Genomic DNA, 21,003 nt, shown 5'->3' with positions numbered 1-21,003 from the left:
CTTGAACTGGTATCAGCAGACAATTTGGCACACTATCGAGTTCTCAAACAACAGACGATCAACCAGCCCGTTTCACCAGGCCCGCGAAGATCAGTTCCTTCAGCCGCCGCAGCTCACGAGACCCGAACTTCGTTCATCTCTCGTTCACCGTTGTGCGGCCAGATCATCGTACTCGCTTCACCCGCTCTTCACAACCCGGCTCCTTCGATCCGATCCCCCCACGCCCATGCAGTGCAGGGCGAAGCGATCTGCTCGATCGAGCCGTTCAATGGTTGTGTCGACGCAGGATCATCCGGATCGGTGATCCTGCCGCTGCGCCGCACCGGTTCGAACCGGCGGGCCGCTCGCGGCGACAGAGAAGAACATTACACACCGCTGAGCACGCCCGCAAACCAGTGAGGCCCGCAGTGACGGGCCTCACCTGGGCCGAGTCCCGGTCTTCGTCGCGCAGCCGGCCGGTTCGCCCGCACCTGCACCGGGCCACGCGGCTGCGCGCTGCCCTCTCGGCTTCTCCACCGCGATGGACGCCAGCCGGCCCTTGGTCGTCTATACGATGGATCCCGTGAAGGACCTGCTGCCCCTGGAGACGGACCGCCTCTTCTTCCGCCGCTTCAGCGAGTCGGATCTGGAGGCCATGCACGCTTACCAGTCACGTGAGGACTACGCGCAGCACGCCTGGCGCGGACCTCGCTCGTGGGAGCACTCGGAGCGGGTCATCGCCGAGCATCGCGGGCCGAGGGCCTTCCTCCACGACGGGGACACCATCCGCTATGCCTTCAGCGCGCACGACGACCCGGAGGGGCTCTACGGGGAGATCGTGCTGACGCTCGTGGACGCCGAGTCGCGCCAGATCGAGATGGGCTGGGTGGTCAGCCCCGATCATGCAGGCAGAGGCTATGCAGGCGAGGCTGCGATCGCCGCGATCGACGCCTGCTTCGAGCGATTGGACGCCCACCGCGTGTTCGCGCGCCTGGATGCGCTGAACCACAGCTCCATCAAGGTCTGCGAGCGCATCGGCATGCGCAGGGAGGCGGAGCTGCGCGAATCGCACCTGCAGCTGGGCGAATGGCGCACGGAGCTCATCTACGCCGCACTGCGCTCCGACCGGATCAGCGCGGACTGACCTGCCGGTTCGCGCGGCCGTCGCGGAGGAACTCCACCTGCGGCCAACCTCCTGCCCCGACATGGGCCCGTCCCGTGGATCGGGCTGTTCTACGCCCTCGGGCGCAGCCGCTGTCGGACGTCGCCGCTCGGGTCCCCGGTCCGTCAACGCGCTGTGCGTCGGGATTCCATCTCCAGCAGCTCCTGCTTGCGCTCGATGCCGCCGGCATAGCCGGTCAGCACCCCTGTAGAGCTGAGCACCCGGTGGCACGGCACGATCACCGACCACGGATTCCGGCCCACCCCCTGTCCCACCGCCTGGGCCATCCCGGGATTGCCGAGCTGCTGCGCCAGCGCGCCGTAGGTGGTGGTGGTCCCGAACGGGATCTCCTGCACCGCCTTCCACACCCGCGGGCGCAGGGGCTGCGGGCGGTCGTCGAGGGCCAGCGGCAGATCGAACCCGCGTCGCCGACCGGCGTACCAGTCTTCGAGCTGCTCCTGCGCCTCGCTCAGCAGGGCATGATCACCCTCCATGCCGAGGGTCTCGTCGTCCGGGAAGTGCTTCTGGTCCTCGAACCAGCATCCCGTGATCGCAGGCCGGCCGTCGTGCGGGCCGACAGCCACGACCATGCGCCCGAGCGGCGTCTCCACCCAGCGGTGCATGCGCGCCACGGGCTCCGGCAGCTCCATGCCGCGCGGAGGCGCAGGAGTCGGCTCGGGGATTCGTCGGGCGGCGCGCCCTGAGGTGTCGAAGTCGCTCATGAGCACCATGGTGCGGCCATGTCCCCGCACGCGCAACGGCCGGGCCCTCCGCAGCGGAGGGCCCCGCCCGTCGTCGTGGAATTCCGGCCGCCGCGCACGACGGGTGCCGGAGGATCCGGTCTCAGCTGAGGATCGGGATCTGCATGGGGTACTTGTACGCCAGGCCCTTGTTCGCCTGCATGGCGCCGAGGACAGCGAACACGATCGACAGGATGCCCAGGACGGGAAGCAGGAAGAGGGCCAGGCCGAGGGTGGGAATGGCCAGGATCCAGATCACGACGTTGAGCGCGAACACGATGACGTTGAAGTTGAAGGCGCCCGCGGAGGCATTGCGCACCAGCGGGTCGCGGTCCTTGAAGATGAACCAGATGATCAGCGGTGCTGCGAATCCGATCCAGCCGGCCGAGAACAGGAACAGCACCGGAGCTGCGATGTGGGAGATCAGCGCCCAGGTCCGGGCGTCCGAGGGGCTCAGCGGCTGGCCGCCCTGCTGGAAGGTGGCCTGCCCGTAGTTGCCCTGGGCCGTGTACTGCTGTCCGCCGCCCTGCGGCTGGTCGTAGGCGCCCTGGCCTCCGTAGTCCGGATGCTGGCGCTGCTGCCCGGCTCCGGGGCAGCTGTAGCCCGGCTGCCCGTAGCCCTGCTGCGCGCCGGGGTCCCCGGAGGGCTGGCTGCCCGGCTGGCTCTGATTCGGGCCCCACGACGGCTGCCCGGACTGCTGGCGGTCGCGGCCCTGCCCGAACGAGGGGGCCTCGTGCTGCTGTCCGCCCGGGGCGTTGCGGCCGTCCGATCCGGAGGCCGGGTTCTGGGGATCCTGCGAGCTCATGAAGGCTCCTTCATATGGCGCTTGCATGGGGACCCGCGCGATGGCCGAGCCGAACGCGACGAGGCTGCTGCCCCCAGTGTAGGCAGAGCCCTGCGATCGGCGTCAGGTGACGGCGATCGCAGGGCTCTGCCGGAGCCGGGGAGGCCGCCGCGTCAGCCGCAGTGCCGGATGAGCGCGCCGCCTGTCAGTCGCCGAGCCGGGCGAGCGCAGCGCCCGTCAGGCGACGAAGGCACGCTCCAGGTCCTCGAGGTGGTCGTCGAGGTCCTCGATCCCGACGGAGAGCCGGACCAGATCCACCGGCACCGCCAGCGACGTGCCAGCCACGGATCCGTGCGTCATTTCGGAGGGCCAGCAGATCAGCGATTCGACCCCGCCGAGGGAGACCGAGAGCTTGTACATCTTCGTGGACTCCGCGAAGCGCCGGGCCGCAGCCTCTCCGCCGTGCACGCGGAAGGAGACCATGCCACCGAAGCCGTCCATCTGCCGTGCGGCCAGCTCGTGGCCGGGGTGCTCGGGCAGTCCGGGGTAGAGCACCTGCGCCACCTCTGGGCGCCCGATGAGCCACTCGGCGATCCGGCCTGCGGTCTCCTGATGGCGCTGCATGCGCAGCGACAGGGTCTTCAGCCCGCGCGCGGCCAGGAAGCAGTCCTGGGGCCCGGCGACCGCCCCGCCGGCGAACTGCTGGAAGCCCACGAGCTCGGCCAGCGTTCCTCCGGGCGAGAAGCCGCCCACGGCCTCGACCTCCCAGGCCCGGTCCGAGACGACGACCGCCCCGCCCAGCACGTCCGAGTGCCCGCCGATGTACTTGGTGGTGGAGTGCACGACGACGTCGGCGCCGAACTCCAGCGGACGCTGAAGGTACGGCGAGGCGAAGGTGCTGTCCACGATCAGCAGCGCCCCGGCATCCTGGGCGATCTGGGCGATGCCCGTCAGATCGGCGATGCCCAGCAGCGGATTCGTGGGGGTCTCGACCCAGATCACCCGCGTGCCCGCCTCCACAGCCCCGCGGACCGCATCGAGCGAGGTGACGTCCACCGGCGTGTGCCGGATCTGCCAGGGAGCCAGGACCCTGGTGATGAGCCGGTTGGTGCCCCCGTAGCCGTCGGCGCCCAGGACCACATGGTCTCCGGGGCGCAGCACCGAGCGCAGCAGCGCATCCTCCGCCGCGATCCCGGAGGCGAACGCGAAGGCCTGCTGCCCGCCCTCGAGCGCGCACAGCTGCTCCTCGAAGGCATTGCGGGTGGGATTGGAGCCGCGGGAGTACTCGTGGCCGTCGCGCAGGACGTTGATGCCGTCCTGGACGAAGGTGGAGGTCTGGTAGACCGGCGGGATGACCGCACCGGTCAGTCGGTCCGGCTCCTGGCCGGCGTGGACGGCGCGCGTGGTGAACCCGCTCATGCCTGCACCTCCTGGCGCTGGTCGCGGCGCGCGCCGCTCGGCTCGTCCTCGGAGCGCACCGGGGCGCCGTCCGTCGACGGTCCCGGGGCACCTTCTGCGGCCGGGATCTCAGCGCCGCGCGCGGCCTCGACGCGCAGCAGCTCATCGAGCGAGGACTGCAGATCGGCGATCAGGTCGTCGACCGCCTCCAGCCCGATCGACAGCCGCAGGGTCTGCCAGCTGATCCCGCCGGCCAGTCGCTGCTCCTCCGAGAGACGGCAGTGGGTCATGGCCGCGGGATGGTTGATCAGCGAGCGGACGTCGCCGATGTTGGCCACCAGCTTGAAAAGCCGCAGGGAGTCGACGAATCCGGCCACTGCGGCATCCGAGCACTCCAGCTCGAAGCCGAAGACCGACCCGACGCCCTGGGGGAAGTCGCGCTCGGCGATCTCCCGATCGGCGGAGCCCTCGATCAGGGGGTGGTGCACGCAGCGCACCGCCGGATGCGTGCTCAGGAACTCGGCGATGCGAGCGGCGCTGTCCGAGTGGCGGCGCATGCGCAGGTCCAGCGTCTCGAGGCCCTGGATGATCTGGGAGGCGTTGAACGGCGAGAGCGTCAGACCCAGGTCGTGCACGAACTTGGCCCGGCACAGATGCAGGAACGGCGAGCCGCCGCGCAGCTTCTCGCACAGGCTGATCCCGCCCCAGCGCGCTCGCGGCTCGGTGAACTGCGGCCAGCGAGCGGCCTCGGCCTCCCAGTCGAAGCGACCGGAGTCGATCACGACGCCGGCCAGCGACGTCCCGTGCCCGCCGAAGAACTTGGTGGCCGAATGCACCACGATGTCCGCCCCGTGCTCGAAGGGCCGGTACAGGATCGGCGTGGCCAGGGTCGAGTCGACGATCACCGGGATCCCCCGCTCATGGGCGATGCGGGAGATCGCGTCCAGATCCGCCAGCGTGGCCAGCGGGTTGCCGATGGACTCGAGGAAGAAGCCCCGAGTGTCCTCCGTGATCGCCTCCGACCAGGCCGAGGGGTCAGCGGGATCGACGTAGGTGACGGTCGCGCCGAGATCGGCCAGCGTGTCACCGAGCAGGTCGACGGTGCCGCCGTAGATCTTCTCCGAGACCACCAGGTGCTTGCCGGGGCCCGTGCTGATCAGCGCGAGCAGGGCCGCGGCGACGGCGGACTGGCCCGAGCCCATGGCCACGGCTCCCACTCCGCCCTCGAGATCGGCGACCTTCTGCTCCAGGACGGCGACCGTGGGGTTGCCCGTGCGGGAGTAGGTGAAGCCCGGGGTGGTCTGGGCGAACATGGCGGCGGCAGCCGCGTGGTCCGGGAATTCGAAGGCCGAGGACTGGTAGATCGGCACCGGCAGCGTGGCCTGGGCGGGGGCGGCAGGGGCGCCCGGATCGGATCCTGTCCGGCCGGCGTGGATCTGGCGTGTGGCCAGCGAGGTCGAGCTCTTGAGCTCGTCGCAGGGCGAGGACGTCATGAGAGGTGTCTTCCGTGACGGGGTGCTCTTGACCTGCACGTCCCGCCGGAGCTTGTTCGTGCGCTGCGTCAGGTGCAGGCCGCTTCGTCATCCGAACCACCCTTGAACATGGGGTTGGTGCACAGCCAAGTCGGAGCTTGGCAGCTGTGTCTCGTGAAGCCGGTCCCATACTAGCACCCCACCGATCGAGCCGTCAGGACCTCCGTGCGGGCGGGACCAGCAGCAGGACCGCCGCGACCATGGCCGCCGCGCCGCCGAGGGCCAGCGGGATGCCGAGCAGGAAGCGGACCTCCAGCACGGCTGCGGAGAAGACGAGGACGGCCGCTGCGAGGATGCGGACCCACGCCCGTCCGTCCGGCGATGAGGAGCGATCGGGACTCGAAGCTCGCAGCGGCGCGGATCCGTCGGCTCGGGGCGCGCTCGAGGGCCGCTCACCCGAGGGCGATCCTCCGGCTGCGGGCCCCTCCGGTTCGGGCTCGCGGGCGACGATCCGCCCCGCCACGGCCTCCAGGACGCCCAGCGGACGCACGACCAGCAGGACCATCGCCCAGCACAGCAGCCCGATCGGCAGGCGCCACAGCCACCACTGCGCCGAGCCGGGCACCGGATCCGGGCCGCCGAGCAGCCACCACACCGCCATCACGGCCACGATCACCGGCAGGTGCCACAGGTACAGGGTCGTGGCCCGCGAGCCGACGACCCAGGCGACGGCCTGCGCGGGACGCCATCGCATGAGCCGCTCGAGAGCCGGCGAGCACAGCTGCAGGACGCAGGCCTGAGCCGCGCCGAGGGCGATCATGCACAGCGTGGGCGGGTTCAGGGCCGACAGTCCGTCCGCACCCCACCAGGGCAGGCTCGTCAGGCAGAGCATCACCAGGACCGACAGGGCCGTGATCCCGAGCAGTCTTCCTGCCGAGGCACGAGCGAAGGATCCGTCGTGGCGGAAGAAGCCGATCTGATGGATCGCCAGCCAGACCGGCGCGAAGCCGAGCAGGCCCCACCACGGCTGCTCCGCGGCGATGCGCAGCACCTCGATCGCAGCGCTGAGCCCCACCAGCGCAGCCAGGGTGAGGACGGGCCGGCGATCGTGCAGCCCGTGCAGCAGCGGCACACCGACCAGGCACGCGGTGTAGGCGCCCACGAACCACAGGTGCATCCCGAGCCCCTGAAGCGCCATCGAGGCCCAGTCGGCGGGCATCCCCACGAGCGCCGCGAGGGCGCCGGCCAGCGCCAGGGCGACCCACACAGCGCTCGCCGGCACGACCAGGCGCAGCAGCCGGGCGCGCACCCAGGCCGGCCCGCGGACGCCCTCCGCCGACTGGCGCGACCACGAGATCGCCGAGGCGCACCCTCCCACCACGAAGAACAGCGGCATGACCTGCACGAGCCATGACACCGGGGCGTACCAGGAGGCCTCCGTGGGTGCCATGACGCTGCGCAGCGCGCCCGTGCTCGGATCCGTCGTGAGCGTGACCAGCAGGATGTGGAGCACGACCATGGCGATCAGGCAGGCGACCCGAGCAGCATCCAGCGCGAGATCGCGCTGCGCAGGGATGGTCTGCGCAGCGCGCCGGCCGCGGGAGGTGCTCAGCTTCGTCACGTCTCCGATCGTCACACGGCGGCGGCATCGCAGGTGGCGCGGCGGGTGCCCGGGAGCGCAGCAGCGCGATTGTGACGTCAGAGCGTCTTCTTCCGCAGGTCAGGGGCATCGGATCGCCCCGAGGCCTTCTGCAGGAAGGCCTCCGCTGTTACGGTTACCCAAGAGTCATTTAGATATGGCGGATCGGGCATGAATCCGCCTGGATCCGCGCTGTGGCAGGGCTGAGAGACAGCTCCGCTTCCCCCGGTGGGTCTGTACGCGGCACAGCGGATCGCCTAATCTGGACTCGGGTCGCACCACGATGACGTCGGAGACCCTTCCCCCGCAATTCCGACGATCAGCGCAGGAGCAGCAGTGACTGTCACGAGCACCAGACTGGGCCGGCTGGGGTCTCCCCAGCACCACAAGACGCCCCGCTCCCCCATGTGCCATGAGTGCACCACCGATCTCTACCTCAAGTTCCGGGTCTTCCTGCCCTCCACCCGCAAGCGCAGCCGCGTCCCGGGGCTGCGCCGGATCATGGGCCGCGTGCTGCGCTGCGCGGTCCGCTCCGGCGGACGCGTCGAGTACTTCTGCCAGAAGTGCGGCACGCAGCAGCGCCACCTCATCCCGGAGGGCTGGGAGCCCACCTCCAAGGGCCTGACCCCGTGCGACGTCCAGGACCTGGCCTCGGTGTTCATCGCCCCAGGCGAGTCCCTGCCCACGGAAGAGGTCCGCCAGCAGCTCCTGGGCCCGGAGCCCGCACCGGCCGCCCGAGCGGAGAAGACCCTGAGCCTCCGAGAGAGCCGGCTCCCGGCCTGATCCGGCCCGCGCCGGAGCCGTCGCTCTGCGCACCCGTCGGAGGCAGATGACACAATCAGGAGGTCCCCTCCCGCGGGCGGCTCGAGCGCACCAGCCCTCGCATGCCGCTCGTTCACCGTCGGTTCATTCCGGGGTTGCAGGGTGGACGACGACCTTCTACAGCACCAGCCCGCTCGGCTCGGCGTCGTGATCCTTCCGATCCCCGCGCCGAGAGGCGCACGGAAACGGAGATGACGTGAAGATTGCGATCCTCGGCGGCGACGGATTCTGCGGCTGGCCTGCCGCCCTGCACCTCTCGGAGAGAGGTCACGACGTCATCACCGTGGACAACATGTCGCGCCGTCGGATCGACGACGAGCTCGGCGCGCAGTCGCTGACCCCGATCCGCCCGCTCGTCGAGCGCCTGCGCGCCTGGACCGAGGTCTCCGGCAAGGTCATCGAGCACCGCCACCTCGATGTCGCCGAGGACTACGAGGGCCTGCTGCAGCTGATCAGCGAGGACCAGCCGGACGCCGTCGTGCACTTCGCCGAGCAGCGCGCGGCGCCGTACTCCATGAAGAGCTCGCGCACCAAGCGCTACACCGTGGACAACAACGTGTCGGCCACGCACAACCTGCTCGCGGCGATCGTCGAGTCCGAGCGCGACGTCCACGTGGTCCACCTGGGCACCATGGGCGTCTACGGCTACGGCACCGCCGGGATGAAGATCCCCGAGGGCTACCTGGATGTAGAGATCCCGCACGAGGAGCAGGAGCCGATCCAGCAGCAGATCCTGTACCCGACCAACCCGGGCTCGATCTACCACATGACCAAGTCGCTGGATCAGCTGCTCTTCGCGTTCTACGCCAAGAACGACCAGCTGCGGATCACCGACCTGCACCAGGGCATCATCTGGGGCACCACGACCGCCGAGACCCAGCGCGACGAGCGGCTGATCAACCGCTTCGACTACGACGGCGACTACGGCACGGTGCTCAACCGCTTCCTCATGCAGGCGGCGGTGGGCTACCCGCTGACGGTCCACGGCACCGGCGGGCAGACCCGCGCGTTCATCCACGTCCAGGACATGGTGCGCTGCGTCGAGCTGGCCCTCGAGAACTCCCCGGCCCCCGGCGAGCGCGTCAAGATCCTCAACCAGATGACCGAGACGCACCGCGTCCGCGACCTGGCCGAGCTGATCGCCCGCATCTCCGGGGCCGCCGTGGAGATGGTGCCGAACCCGCGCCAGGAGTCGGCGGAGAACGAGCTGCACGTCACCAACGACACCTTCCTGGAACTCGGCCTGCAGCCGACCACCCTGTCCGAGGGCCTGCTGCACGAGGTCGAGGAGACCGCCAAGCGCTACGCCCACCGCGCGGACCTCTCCAAGATCCCCGCGCGCTCGCTGTGGAACCGGCGCACCCGGGCCGGTGTCCCGGCCTCCGTGGCCCACGAGTCGCAGGGCAGCTGAGCAGCTTGCGCATCGCGCTGTTCACCGAGGTCTTCCTGCCGAAGATCGACGGCGTCGTCACCCGCATCATGCGGACCATGGAGCAGCTGGAGCAGCTCGGCCACGAGGTCGAGGTCTTCGCTCCGGGGCACCCGCCGACGCAGTACGCCGGGCACCGCGTGCACAGCGTCCGCTCGCTGTCGTTCAAGCCCTGGTACCCCGAGATCAGGGTGGGCCTGCCCACCGGGCGCATCGCGACCCGGATGGCCGAGTTCGAACCGGACATCGTCCACGCCGTGAACCCGGTGTGGCTCTCGGCCTACGGCGTGCTCTCGGCTCGCCGGCGCAACCTGCCGCTGCTGGCCTCGTTCCATACGGACGTCCCGCACTACACGGAGGCCCTGGGCCTGAACCTGCTGCGGCACCCGTCGGAGTCGTGGATCCGGTGGCTGCACAACCAGGCCGAGCTGAACCTGTGCACCTCCGGTCCCATGGTGGAACGGGCCCGGACGGTCGGCATCCAGGATGTCGACCTGTGGCCCAAGGGCGTCGACACCGTGGCCTACACGCCCGGGAACGCGGACCGCGCCATGCGCGAGCGGCTCAGCGACGGGCACCCCGAGGCACCGCTGATCGTCTACGTGGGGCGCGTCTCCAAGGAGAAGAACCTCGACGAGCTGCTCGAGCCGATCCGCCGCCTGCCCCAGGCGCGCTTGGCGATCGTGGGCTCCGGACCGCACAAGGAGGCGCTGCAGGAGCAGTTCGCCGGGACGAACACCGTGTTCACCGGGTACATGTCCGGTCTCGAGCTCGCCCAGGCCTACGCCTCCGCGGACGTCTTCGCCTTCCCGTCGCGCTCCGAGACCCTCGGCCTGGTGGCCCTGGAGGCCTTCGCCTCCGGCGTCCCCGTGGTCGGCGCGCGTGCCGGCGGCATCCCCTTCGTGATCGACGAGGGAGTGACCGGGCACCTGGTGGAGCCCGGGGACGCCGACCAGCTCACCGAGGCGCTGCGGGGTCTGCTCGAGGACCCGCAGCGCCGTGCGCGGATGGCCCAGGCCGCCCGCGACGAGGCGCTCAAGCACTCCTGGAGGGCCTCGACGGAGGCCCTGGTGGACTTCTACACCGAGGCGATCGAGCGCCACTGGCGCGATCACGTGCCGGCCGGTCCCATGCTCAAGCTCGTGGGCGCCGCCGATCAGCGCGCTCTGCGGCTGCCCCCTGCCATCCGGAAGTACACCGACCTGCTGCCCTGAGCCGCCCGCTCAGTGCGGGCGCACGCGCGAGGCGATCCTGGCGATGACGGCCTGCTCCTGGGCCGCACTGAGCTCGATGCCCAGCACCCATGCCCACGCTCGGACCTGCTCGCCGTGGTAGCTGTGCCCGTGGCCGCCGGGGATCTCTATCGAGCGCGGCATGTCGGTGGTGATCTGCCAGAACGTCACCCAGGGCAGCCAGCGCAGCGTCGTGATGACGTCGGGGGCGGGGCGACGGCGCAGCTCCTCGATCCAGTCGAACCGCCGCCAGATCAGCGCCGGGGACCACCACACCACGGGATCTGAGGCATGCTGCAGGTAGGCGATCCGCGGACGCCGCCACGGTCCGTACGGGGCTCCCGAGGGATCCAGATCGAGGTCCTGGGGCCGATTCGCGAAGCGCACGTGCGCCCCGCTGCGGTACACGGGCAGGATCTCGGTGCTGCCCTCGTCCCGATCCGCCACGATCCGCGACCACAGCCGAGTGGCCCGCGGCGTGCCGGACCACACGGCGCCATCGACCGACGACAGCATCTCGTGGATGCTGGCGAAGGCGCCGTGCCCGCCATAGGCCCCGAGCGACTCCCCCGCCGCGAACAGCCGGGGCCGCCGCTGCTGGGCAGGGAGGCTGTCGAGCTCCCGGCGCACGCGCTCGAAGAGAACGCGGCCGGCGCGTCGGGCACCCTGCCGATCCACCACGAAGGCGAGTCCCGACGGCGCGAATGAGTACTGCAGGGTGGCGCTCGCGCAGTCGCCGCCGGTCAGGTACTCGACGCTCGCCGGGGTCCAGTCCTGGATCCAGCCCGTCCCCGTGCCGGTGAGCAGCACGAGCACGCCGCGCTCGAACGCTCCGGTGCGGTGCAGCTCGGCCACCACGGCATCGGCGGCGTCCTCGAGGCTGTCATGGGCGATCTTGCCGGCGAAGACACGGATCGGCTCCCGGTGCTGCCCGGCAGCGGTCTGCGGGCTGAGCCGCAGGCGCTCGAGATCCGCCGCCCGAGGCCCGTCGGCCACGAAGGCCTGCCCGTGCGTGCCCAGGACGTCATAGGACTCGCTCGAGCCCGGCCCGCCCGAGCGCTCGGGCTCCGCGGGACGACGGCGGCCGTCGGCCCAGCGGCGATTGGCGATCGTTGCGCGGCGAACCATGCGCCGGGCGATCTGCGCGATCAGCAGGCGGTTGGTCAGCGCCACCGCGCCGAGGCCGGCGACCGAGGCCAGGCCCGGGCCCACGAGATCCCGCGAGATGAAGCGCACGCCGCCTGCGACCGTGGAGCGGATCCAGTGCATGACCCAGCCGAAGGCCACGCCCCCGAGCCACCACGACGTGCCCACGGCGTAGCCGATCACATGGGCTCGCGGGCCGCCGTCGCGGGTCTCGACGAGCTCGGAGGTCCGCCGCTGCGCCCCCGCCGAGCGAGCCAGAGCCGCCGCGGTGACCGCCGACGCCCCGCCGATCAGCGCCGCCGTCAGGGGGTGCAGCCGCCCACGGCGTCGGGCGGGATCCGTGCGGCTGCGGAAGTCGGCGGCCGCACGCCGGATGCCCGGTGTGGGGCGCTCGCCCAGCCGCAGCCCGAGGTTGTGCAGGCCGACTCCCAGGGCGTAGCCGCCCAGCTGGTTCGTGGCCACCGAGGCAGCGGTCATCCACCAGGTCCGGGGCACGAGCGACGGGGACAGGGACACCCAGGACGCCCCGAGACCCAGCACCAGGCCGGCGCGGTTGAACCATGGCTGTCGGACGTCTCCCGGGCGGTGGATCGGAGGGCGGAACGAGTAGCGCACCCGGCCATCCTATGGATCCCGGCCCCTCTTGAGGGGCGGCGTAACCTCCGGCGCGACGGTCGCGGCAGCTGCCTGGATGCGATGGAGTGGATTCAGCGGGACATCACCCCACTGCCAGGCGGCACCCGTATCCTCGGTCGCGAGCACCGGATCCCGAACGTGCACGGCACGACTCCCCGAAAGGCCCCGCATGTCCCGCATGTCCCGCAGGCACCTGACACTGGCCCTCACGGTCCCGCTGCTCGTCGGGCTCCTGGCCGGGTGCGGCTCCGATGAGGAGTCCGGCGCGGCCTCCGGCGAGGCCCCCGCGCGCTCCGGCGAGCCGACAGAGCGCTCGGAGCAGCTGCGCACCGATCTGACCGGCACCTGCCTGGCCGACGGCACCGCAGAGGGCCGGCAGGCCCCTGAGCTCGCCTGGCTGGACGCAGCCCCCGGTGCCTCGGACCGCGACGTCCTCCAGGCAGCCGTGGACGGCGCCGAGAAGGATCTGGGCCTGACGGCGAGCATGGGCGTCCGGGTGTCCGGCGGCGAGAACACCACCGCGGGCGGGGAGCGCACGTATCCCTCGGCGAGCCTTTCGAAGGTCCCCGTGGCCCTCGCCTATCTGACGACTCTGCGTGAATCCGGCCAGGAGCCCACGGAACAGGACCTCGCCCTGATCGATACCGCCCTGGTCTACAGCGACAACGACGCCGCCTCCCAGCTCTACGGCGGGCTCGGCGCGACCCCGCTCGAGCAGCAGGTGGCGCTGCAGGAGATGGACGACCTCCTCGGCATGGACAACGGAGCCGAGACCGACTTGCCGGGGCTGAATCCCACCTCCGTCGACGACCAGCTCAGGCTGCTCGCCGCCCTGCAGGACCCGCCCGAGGGGCTGGACGGAGACGACGTCAGCACCGTCACCGAGCTCATGGCCGTGCCCGCCCCCGGGCGGCAGACGCCGGACGAGTCCAAGGACTTCGGCGTCGGCTCCCTCGCTCTGCCGCTGGAGGACCCGGCCGCCGACGACGTGCACGTGAAGAACGGCTGGATCGCCGACGACGACTCCGGGCTCTGGAGCGCGGGCACGGCCGGATACGCCACAGTGCAGGGCACCGATCTGGAGATGGTGGTCCTGCTCGAGGACGCCCCCAGCGCCGAGTGCGGCTTCAGCGCCCTGGACGCCATGGCCCACGCGGGCATGCAGACGGCCGGGAGCTGACAGCTCCCGGCCGCTCGCTGGGGACCTCCCCGGCCCCGCCCGGACTGGGCAGAGAAGGATCAGGCGGTCTCCGGCGTGGTGGCGTCGCGGACCTCGCCCACGAGTTCCTCGAGGACGTCCTCGAGCGCCACGATCGCCCGCTGGTTCTGGCCGCTGTCCCCGCTCGACTCCACGAGCGCCAGGTGCGCCTGCGTGGCCTGCATACGGCGCATGACGGCCTGCAGCTTGGCGTCCTCTGGCACCCGGCCCAGCGAGTGCACGATCGAGGCGTCGAAGACCTCATCGCGCGCCTGAGCGGGCACCGCCAGGATGTCCTTGGTGTGGATGTAGCCCTCCAGGCTGCCGTCGCTGCCCACCACGGGGAAGCGGGAGAAGCCCGTCTCCACGCACAGCTGCTCGATCTGCGCCGGAGTGGCGTCGACGGACACGGTGCGGATCTGATCGAAGGGGATCGCCACGTCCGAGGCGGTGAGCCGTTCGAACTCCAGCGCTCCGGTCAGCAGCCTGATCTCGTCGGGATCCAGCAGGCCCTCGCGGCCGGACTCCTCCACGAAGCCGGCCACCTCCACGGAGGTGAAGGTGGAGGAGACCTCGTCCTTGGGCACGGCGCGCAGCACATGGCGCACCACCAGGTTGGCGGTCTCGTTCATCAGCCAGATGAACGGACGCAGCACGATCACGAAGACCCGCAGCACGGGCCCCAGCAGCAGCGCCGCAGCCGCCGGCTGAGCGATCGAGATGTTCTTGGGGACCATCTCGCCGATCACCATGTGCAGGAAGGTCACGATGACCAGCGCGATCACCAGGGCGATCGGGTGGATCAGGAACTCGGGCACGCCGACGGCCTCGAACACCGGCTCGATCATGGCCGCGATCGCGGGCTCGCCGACGGAGCCGATGAGCAGCGAGCAGGCGGTGATGCCGAGCTGGGTCGCGGCCAGGGACGTGGAGACGTCCTCGATGCCCTTCAGCGCCATGCGGGCGCCGCGGGAGCCGTCGGCGGCGCGCGGCTCGAGCTGATCGCGGCGGGCCGAGACCATGGCGAACTCGGCGCCCACGAAGTAGGCGTTGCCGAGCAGCAGCAGGATCAGGATGAGAATCGCACCGAAGCCGTCCATCAGCGCTCACCCCCGTCCTTGAGCGCGGTGTCGAGGCCGGCGTCCTGGTTCTCGGCCATGCCGTCCTCCTCGACCGTCTCGTAGCGGACGGGCTCCTCATCGGGGTCGTCGTCGTCCTCGGGCTCCTGGGCGAGCCGGACCACGACCACGCGCTCGACCCGGTACTGATCCATCTTGGCCACCTTGAGCGAGAGCCGCGCCTTGATGGGGAGGTCGTCCTCGTCCTTGTGCTCGCGATCGGTGCACTCGAGCTGGACCTGGTCCCCGACCTCGGGCATGCGATCAAGCATCTCGGCGATCAGTCCGCCGATGGTGTCGGTCTCCTCGCCCTCGGGGACGTCGAGCTTGACGATGTCGCCGAGCTCGTCCGGGCGCAGCAAGCCGGCGACGACGATCGAGCCGTCGCGGCGCCTGCGGTACTTGGCCAGGGTGGTGTCCTGCTCGTCGTCGATCTCGCCGACGATCTCCTCGATCAGGTCCTCGAGCGTCACGATCCCGGCGGTGCCGCCGTACTCGTCGACCACGATCGCCATCTGCAGGCCGGGCTGACGCAGCTCGCGCATCAGCGGATCCAGCGTCATGGATTCGGACACGGCCTCCACGGGGTGGGCGATCTCCCGAGCGGCGGTCGTGCGGCGCTGGTCAAAGGGCACCGCCAGCGCGTGCTTGAAGTGCACGACGCCCACGATGTCGTCCACGGACTCGCCCATCACCGGGAATCGGGAGTGGCCTGTGGAGGCGGCGAGCTCGAGCAGCTCGGCCACGGTCTCCTCCTCGACGAAGTTCACGCGCGGGCGCGGCGTCATCACATCCGCGGCCGTGCGGTGGCCGAACTCGATCGAGCGGGCCACGAGCTCCGCCGTGGCGGCATCGAGCGTGCCCTCCTCCCCGGAGCGGGAGACGACGGCGGCCAGCTCCTGGGAGCTGCGGGCGTTGGCGACCTCCTCGCGGGGGTCGAAGCCCAGCCAGCGCAGGATCTGGTTGGCCGAGGCGTTGAGCAGGCTCACCAGCCAGCCGAAGACGAACATGAAGACGTTCTGCGGGCGGACCACGAGGTCCGCGACCTTCGAGGGCTCGGCGATAGCCCAGTTCTTGGGCACCAGCTCGCCGAAGACCATCTGCACGAACGTGACGAGGATGAACGCGCCCGTGGTGCCGGCGAAGACGACGACGTGCTCGGGCAGGCCCGTGATGCCGAACAGCGAGCTCAGCAGCACACCCACCGACGGGGCCGTGAGGTAGCCGGCGATCAGGCTCGTGACCGTGATGCCGAGCTGCGCGCCGGAGAGGTTCGTGGACGTCCGGCTCAGAGCCCTGTCCAGTGCCTCGGCCTTGCGGTCGCCGGCCTGGATCCGGGCGCGGACCTCGTTGCGGTTGATCGTCAGGTAGGAGAACTCGACCGCGACGAACAGCGCGTTGCCGAGCACCAGCAGCAGGAGGACGACCAGCAGGACGAGAGCTGCGACGAGGGTGCTCACCTGCGCCTCACCGCCCAGAGGCCGTTCGAGGCTCGATCAGGGCGGGACAGGCAGCGGGGCGAGTGCCCGGCTGCGGAAGCGCTACTTCGATACTCCGCATCATCCGAGCTCATGGCCCGGTGGGTATCGGGGGCGCCCCAGGTGGTGTCAGAAGGCATGGGATTCAGTGTAAGGGGTCGTGTCACGGGTACGGGAGCATCTGTGCGCGGCGCCGAACGGGCGCCGTCGTCGGACAGCTGGGCGGGTGCGGGCGCTGCGCGGGAGCACAGACGCCCGTGGGCGGCGGACCCGGAAGGTCCGCCGCCCACGGGCGTGCGATCACTCAGCCCTCTCTCCGAGAGGCTGCTTGATCAGAGTCGCTGTGCGGCTCAGAAGGAGGCGTAGTAATCGGTCGACATGGCCGAGACGGCGTGCACCTGGGTGCCCTGGCTCGGGTTCAGGGCCGAGATCATCTGGCCGTTGCCCAGGTAGATGCCGACGTGCGAGCCGCCGTTCTGGATGACCAGGTCGCCCGGCTGCGGGTTGGAGGTCGGGGTCCCGGCAGCGCCCTGCGCAGCCGCGGTGCGGGGCAGGTCGATGCCGTTCTGGGCGTAGACGTACTGGACGAAGCCGGAGCAGTCCCAGCCGGACGGGGTGGTGCCGCCCCAGACGTAGCCGGCGCCCTGGTAGGACATGGCGGTGCCGGTGACGCCCGAGGTCGAAGCCGAGGCCGAGCTCGAGGCGGACGAGCCGACCGACTGGGTCGAGACGTCGTTCGAGGCGGCGGAAGCGGCCGGAGCCGAGTCGGCGGAGGCCGAGGAGGCGGCCGGAGCCGAGTCGGCGGAGGCCGAGGAGGCGGCGGACGCAGCCGGAGCCGAAGAGGCGGCCGGGGCAGCGGCGGCCGGGGCCGACGAAGCGGCGACCGGGCCGTTGCCGTAGGTGTAGGTCGCGTTGCCGTTGGCATCAAGCGTCCAGGAGAAGTTCCAGCCGGCGGCAGCGGCGGCGGCGTTGTCGAGCCCGGCCCAGGAGGCGGGCAGGTCGCCGGAGTAGGTGGTCGGGGCAGCCGAGGCCGGAGCGATGGTGGCGGCGGCGGCGAAGCCGGCGACTGCGAGGCCGAGGCCGGTGCGACGGGCGGCGGTGGTGATGTTCTGCATGGCTATTTCCTCCAGTGTGCCTACGGGGTGAGCTGTCGGGTGCGGATCCGATGGATCCGGCCGAGGCTCGGAATGGGTGGACAGCCTCGGCTTCACCCCAAGGCCCGCGTGTTCTCGCGAGCCGGGAAGTGGGTCCCCCGTTCCTGCCAGGTCCGTTTAGGGATCTTCGCCGAGCGGCAGCAGGATGCGGCGATCCGCTCGGGAGCGCCGCCCGTCCGAGCGGCACGGGTAGAACAGTAACGAACAGGTCACGGTTTGTCACGGGAAAATAACGTGACGGCGTCCGCAACTGCCCTCGCAGCCCGCCTCGGGCACGACGAAGGCCCCGCATCTTCCAGCATCGCCCCAGGTCAGATGGGGCATGCCGAGATCGATGCGGGGCCTTCGCATGAGACCCGCCACAGTTGAGCAGTGTCGTGATCCAGCGGCAGATCACCGTGAGGTCACGGTCGGATCACCGCCGGTCACCTGCCAGAGCTCACCAGGTGCCCCAGGAGGAGTCCTCGGTGGACTCGTCCCACTCGTTCTCCCAGAAGTCCACGTTCTGGCCCTCGGGGCTGTCGGCGTAGCCCTCGGTGGTCTCATCCCACGAGTAGCCGAACGAGGAGTCGAAGAGGTCCGAGGAGTACCCCTTGGCGTCCTCGGAGTAGCGCTCGGCGTGACGCTCGGTCACGCGGTCGCCGAAGTAGGTGTTGTAGTAGTTGTCGGCGTCCTGCTCCGTGATCTCGTTCCAGGACTCGGCCTTGGACTCGGACTGGACGTTCTTGGTGCGCAGCGGATCGGCGCCGGTGCGCTCGTACTGAGACTCGACCTTGCGCTCGGAGAAGCTGTCCGAGTAGACGTCCGAGAACTTGTAGTCGCCCTGGGTGGTGGTGCGCTCGGAGTAGAAGCGCTCGCTCGAGGTGGTGGTGACCGTGCGGCCGGTCTCGGTCGGGGCCGGGGCGGCCATGGCCGGAGCGGCGGAGGCGGCTCCCAGGCCGATCAGGAGGGCAGAGGCGGTCAGGACGGAAGTGCGACGCATGGTGGTGGTCTCCTCGATGTCGTCGTTGGGGGCGTTCGCTGCGGATCAGCGGCCCCGAGGCGGACATCTCCCAGCTCACACCATGGTGATGACCTGGGGGAAGACGACGGCCCACATTTCCTCCCTCGGACGTTCACCCCGCATTCACCTGGGGCGATGTCCGCGCAGCGCTCAGGAGGCGACCGCCGCCTGGAAGTCGAGGATGTGCTCGCGCAGCAGCTCGGCCGCGGCCGCATGATCGCCGCGGGTGGCGGCCTCGAGGATCTCCCAGTGCTGCGCCTGCAGCCGACGCCGCAGCTTCGGCCAGTCCTCGATCCGTGCCACACCCTCGGCCACATAGCCGACAACTGCCGTGCGCAGCGACGTCAGGATGGTCACCATCACGACGTTGCCGGACAGCTCGCCGAGGGTCACGTGGAACTCCGCGTCGAGGGCGTGGAAGAGCTCCTCGGACACGCCTTCGTCCATGCGCTGCAGGATCTGCCGCGCTCGGCCGCAGATCTCATCGCGCACCGCAGGGTCGGACCTGCCCGCACTTTGCATGGACTGGGTCTCCAGCAGGACGCGCATGTCGACGATGTCGGCCATGGGCAGCGCCTGCGTGGCCACGTGCATCCGCAGGGCCCAGGCCAGGGCGTGCGACGGCTCGGACACGACAGTGGCCCCGGACCGGGGCCCCGAGCCCACCTCGCTGGAGACCAGGCCGAGGGCATCGAGCACGCGGATGCCCTCGCGCACGGAGGCCCGCGAGATCTCGAAAAGCTCCGCCAGGGCCCTCTCGGCCGGCAGCTTGTCGCCCACCGAGAGCTCGCCGTCGCGCAGCCGGGCCTCGACCCATTCGAGGACCACCGAGTGCGCGGCGCCCCGGGGGCGATGCGCCCCCGGGGCGAGTGCTCGCAGCCGAGCCTGCGAGTCCGTCACTGGACCGGCAGCATCCAGGCCAGGACGTTGGACTGCAGGAAGACCAGCAGGCACAGCGCCAGCAGCATGCCCACGGACCAGGGAAGCACCTTCTTGAAGATCTCCGACTCCTTGCCCGGCATGCTCACCGCGGTGGCGGCGATGGCCAGGGACTGAGGCGAGATCATCTTGCCGACCACGCCGCCGGTCGTGTTCGAGGCGACCATGAGCGCGGGATCCAGCCCGGCGCCCTCGGCGGCCGTCTGCTGGAGGTTGGAGAACAGCGCGTTGGCCGAGGTGTCCGACCCGGTCACTGCGGTGCCGACCCAGCCGAGCACCGGGGAGAAGAACGCGAAGGCCGCGCCCAGCCCGGCCACGAACGTGCCGATCGCCAGGGTCTGCCCGGAGAAGTTCATGACGTAGGCCAGGGCCAGCACAGAGACGATCGTCAGCGCGGAGAACCGCATCTTGTACATGCAGGCCGCGATCTCCCGCAGCCCCTTGCCGATCGTCATGGGGAAGCGGCCGCCGTGCGTGAACACGGAGTAGATCACCGTGACGAGCAGCCCGGTGATCAGCAGCAGGGTGCCCGGCGAGGACAGCCACTGGAAGGAGTAGACCGTCGCAGCGATCGGCTCTCCGGCGGCGTTGACCAGATGGCCGTCCAGCCCCGGCCAGGGGATCTTGACGTCGGTCGCGGCCAGGGCGGCGGGGATGTCGACCCCTGTGGTCCACAGCTTGGCGATCCCGAAGACCACGACCACCAGGACATAGGGGAGCACGGCCATCCACACACGGGCCGGGGTCAGCTCGGAGACGGAGTCCGCGTGCTCGATGCCCAGGCGGTCCTTGGCCTCCAGGGCACCGCGGGGGCGCCAGAAGCGCAGCAGCACGACGGCTGCGACCAGGCCCACGAGGGCGGCGACGACGTCGGTGAGCTCATAGGAGAAGTGCACGGAGGTCCACCACTGGGCCACGGCGAACGAGCCGCCGATGACCAGGGCCGCCGGCCAGGCATCGCGCACGCCGCGCATGCCGTCGATCAGCAGCAGCAGGAACATGGGGACCACGAGCGCGAAGAACGGGGCCTGGTGCCCGACGATCGCGCCGATGTGCGCGGCGTCGATGCCGGTCAGGCGCCCGGCGGTGGTGATCGGGGTGGCCACGGCGCCGAAGGCGACCGGGGCGGTGTTGGCGATCAGCACGACGGTGGCGGTCTTCAGCGGCTTGAGCCCGATCGCCATGATCATGGTGGCCGTGATGGCCACGGGGGCGCCGAAGCCGGCGAGCGCCTCGAGGAGGCCGCCGAAGCAGAAGGCGATGAGGATCGCCTGGATGCGGACGTCGCCGCCGCCGATCGAGTCGAAGATCGAGCGCATGTCCTCGAACCGCCCGGCCGCGACGGTCACCTGGTAGAACCACAGTGCCATCACGACGATCCATACGATCGGGAACAGGCCGAAGGCCGCTCCCTGGGTGGCCGTCAGCAGCGCCAGGCCGGCGGGCATGCCGAAGCCGAGCACGGCGGCCAGCAGCGCCGAGGCCAGGGCGATCAGGCCCGAGAGCCAGGCGCTGCGCTTGAGCCCGACCAGGCAGATGAAGAAGACGACGAGCGGGACCAGACCGACGAGGGCAGAGAGGCCGAGACTGCCGCCGACGGCGTCCACCTGAGCTGTGTAGGTGTCCACGAGGACCTCCGGAGAGTGAGAGGAAGGAGGGGACTGACGGGATCGA

The 21,003-nt window shown here is 70.4% G+C and carries 18 protein-coding genes and 2 riboswitches; of the genes, 6 read left to right on the top strand and 12 right to left on the bottom strand.

What is annotated here, in order from left to right; translation table 11 throughout:
- Window positions 1–399, top strand: a 399-nt coding sequence (locus tag RF645_RS07155; RefSeq protein ID WP_368818853.1) for a hypothetical protein, incomplete at its 5' end; no start/stop codon positions are given.
- Between the two features lie 139 nt (window positions 400–538).
- Complete coding sequence (locus RF645_RS07150; RefSeq protein ID WP_235586769.1) at window positions 539–1,123, top strand: GNAT family N-acetyltransferase; 585 nt, start codon at window positions 539–541, stop codon at window positions 1,121–1,123.
- A gap of 143 nt (window positions 1,124–1,266) precedes the next feature.
- Here RF645_RS07150 and RF645_RS07145 read toward each other — a convergent pair whose 3' ends face one another.
- From RF645_RS07145 to RF645_RS07125, 5 genes are all read right to left on the bottom strand, one after another.
- Entirely contained in the window at window positions 1,267–1,863 is a 597-nt protein-coding gene (locus tag RF645_RS07145; protein ID WP_235586770.1) for a methylated-DNA--[protein]-cysteine S-methyltransferase, read from the bottom strand.
- A 121-nt stretch (window positions 1,864–1,984) separates the two neighbouring features.
- Window positions 1,985–2,686: a DUF4870 domain-containing protein gene (locus RF645_RS07140; RefSeq protein WP_058871517.1), complete on the bottom strand. Its 702-nt coding sequence runs from the start codon at window positions 2,684–2,686 to the stop codon at window positions 1,985–1,987.
- 216 nt (window positions 2,687–2,902) lie between these two features.
- Entirely contained in the window at window positions 2,903–4,084 is a 1,182-nt protein-coding gene (locus RF645_RS07135) for a cystathionine gamma-synthase (protein ID WP_058871518.1), read from the bottom strand.
- Entirely contained in the window at window positions 4,081–5,556 is a 1,476-nt protein-coding gene (locus RF645_RS07130; protein WP_058871519.1) for an O-acetylhomoserine aminocarboxypropyltransferase/cysteine synthase family protein, read from the bottom strand. The genes RF645_RS07135 and RF645_RS07130 overlap by 4 nt, the downstream gene beginning before the upstream one ends.
- Before the next feature lie 49 nt (window positions 5,557–5,605).
- A riboswitch (SAM riboswitch) is annotated at window positions 5,606–5,715 on the bottom strand.
- Window positions 5,716–5,749: 34 nt separating this feature from the next.
- Entirely contained in the window at window positions 5,750–7,156 is a 1,407-nt protein-coding gene (locus RF645_RS07125) for an acyltransferase (RefSeq protein WP_058871520.1), read from the bottom strand.
- Between the two features lie 354 nt (window positions 7,157–7,510).
- Between RF645_RS07125 and RF645_RS07120 the strand changes: the two genes are divergently transcribed.
- From RF645_RS07120 to RF645_RS07110, 3 genes are all read left to right on the top strand, one after another.
- Window positions 7,511–7,957 carry a hypothetical protein gene (locus RF645_RS07120; protein ID WP_053446746.1) on the top strand — a complete coding sequence of 149 codons (447 nt, stop codon included), beginning with the start codon at window positions 7,511–7,513 and terminating at the stop codon, window positions 7,955–7,957.
- A 235-nt stretch (window positions 7,958–8,192) separates the two neighbouring features.
- Window positions 8,193–9,407: an NAD-dependent epimerase/dehydratase family protein gene (locus RF645_RS07115; protein WP_006215757.1), complete on the top strand. Its 1,215-nt coding sequence runs from the start codon at window positions 8,193–8,195 to the stop codon at window positions 9,405–9,407.
- A gap of 5 nt (window positions 9,408–9,412) precedes the next feature.
- Window positions 9,413–10,639, top strand: a complete 1,227-nt coding sequence (locus RF645_RS07110; RefSeq protein WP_058871521.1) for a glycosyltransferase family 1 protein — start codon at window positions 9,413–9,415, stop codon at window positions 10,637–10,639.
- Between the two features lie 9 nt (window positions 10,640–10,648).
- On the opposite strand, the gene RF645_RS07105 is transcribed toward RF645_RS07110, so the two are convergent.
- The gene (locus RF645_RS07105; protein ID WP_053446744.1) at window positions 10,649–12,418 is read right to left on the bottom strand and encodes an alpha/beta-hydrolase family protein; all 1,770 of its coding nucleotides are present in this window, start codon (window positions 12,416–12,418) and stop codon (window positions 10,649–10,651) included.
- Between the two features lie 199 nt (window positions 12,419–12,617).
- Here RF645_RS07105 and RF645_RS07100 point away from each other — a divergent pair, with 199 nt between their 5' ends.
- Window positions 12,618–13,619 carry a hypothetical protein gene (locus tag RF645_RS07100; protein ID WP_153005696.1) on the top strand — a complete coding sequence of 334 codons (1,002 nt, stop codon included), beginning with the start codon at window positions 12,618–12,620 and terminating at the stop codon, window positions 13,617–13,619.
- 59 nt (window positions 13,620–13,678) lie between these two features.
- Here the strand turns inward: RF645_RS07100 and RF645_RS07095 are convergent, their stop codons facing one another.
- The 6 genes from RF645_RS07095 to RF645_RS07070 form a co-directional block, all read right to left on the bottom strand.
- On the bottom strand, window positions 13,679–14,737 hold the full coding sequence (locus RF645_RS07095; protein ID WP_053446742.1) for a hemolysin family protein: 1,059 nt from the start codon (window positions 14,735–14,737) through the stop codon (window positions 13,679–13,681).
- Complete coding sequence (locus RF645_RS07090; RefSeq protein ID WP_368818852.1) at window positions 14,737–16,215, bottom strand: hemolysin family protein; 1,479 nt, start codon at window positions 16,213–16,215, stop codon at window positions 14,737–14,739. Before RF645_RS07090 ends, RF645_RS07095 begins: the two co-directional genes overlap by 1 nt.
- A 368-nt stretch (window positions 16,216–16,583) precedes the next feature.
- Window positions 16,584–17,348, bottom strand: a complete 765-nt coding sequence (locus RF645_RS07085) for a C40 family peptidase (protein WP_082676952.1) — start codon at window positions 17,346–17,348, stop codon at window positions 16,584–16,586.
- Between the two features lie 2 nt (window positions 17,349–17,350).
- A riboswitch (cyclic di-AMP (ydaO/yuaA leader) is annotated at window positions 17,351–17,521 on the bottom strand.
- 305 nt (window positions 17,522–17,826) lie between these two features.
- Window positions 17,827–18,369 (bottom strand): hypothetical protein, encoded by a 543-nt coding sequence (locus RF645_RS07080; protein WP_053446740.1) that lies wholly within the window; start codon window positions 18,367–18,369, stop codon window positions 17,827–17,829.
- Window positions 18,370–18,540: 171 nt separating this feature from the next.
- Entirely contained in the window at window positions 18,541–19,290 is a 750-nt protein-coding gene (locus RF645_RS07075; protein WP_327033095.1) for a FadR/GntR family transcriptional regulator, read from the bottom strand.
- A complete protein-coding gene (locus tag RF645_RS07070; RefSeq protein ID WP_006215651.1) occupies window positions 19,287–20,957 on the bottom strand; it encodes an L-lactate permease in 1,671 nt (556 codons plus the stop codon). The genes RF645_RS07075 and RF645_RS07070 overlap by 4 nt, the downstream gene beginning before the upstream one ends.
- Window positions 20,958–21,003: the final 46 nt, after the last annotated feature.

Source organism: Kocuria sp. CPCC 205260 (assembly GCF_040981045.1).
Classification (GTDB): domain Bacteria; phylum Actinomycetota; class Actinomycetes; order Actinomycetales; family Micrococcaceae; genus Kocuria; species Kocuria palustris.
Note: the sequence above shows the minus strand (reverse complement) of the source record. Positions and strands in the feature narration are given on the sequence as shown.

Excerpts from the sequence above, each read along its gene's own strand:
- RF645_RS07145 (WP_235586770.1), bottom strand. The coding sequence starts at position 1,863 with ATGAGCGACTTCGACACCTCAGGGCGCGCCGCCCGACGAATCCCCGAG.
- RF645_RS07140 (WP_058871517.1), bottom strand. The coding sequence starts at position 2,686 with ATGAGCTCGCAGGATCCCCAGAACCCGGCCTCCGGATCGGACGGCCGC.
- RF645_RS07135 (WP_058871518.1), bottom strand. The coding sequence starts at position 4,084 with ATGAGCGGGTTCACCACGCGCGCCGTCCACGCCGGCCAGGAGCCGGAC.
- RF645_RS07130 (WP_058871519.1), bottom strand. The coding sequence starts at position 5,556 with ATGACGTCCTCGCCCTGCGACGAGCTCAAGAGCTCGACCTCGCTGGCC.
- RF645_RS07100 (WP_153005696.1), top strand. The coding sequence starts at position 12,618 with ATGTCCCGCAGGCACCTGACACTGGCCCTCACGGTCCCGCTGCTCGTC.
- RF645_RS07095 (WP_053446742.1), bottom strand. The coding sequence starts at position 14,737 with ATGGACGGCTTCGGTGCGATTCTCATCCTGATCCTGCTGCTGCTCGGC.
- RF645_RS07085 (WP_082676952.1), bottom strand. The coding sequence starts at position 17,348 with ATGCAGAACATCACCACCGCCGCCCGTCGCACCGGCCTCGGCCTCGCA.
- RF645_RS07080 (WP_053446740.1), bottom strand. The coding sequence starts at position 18,369 with ATGCGTCGCACTTCCGTCCTGACCGCCTCTGCCCTCCTGATCGGCCTG.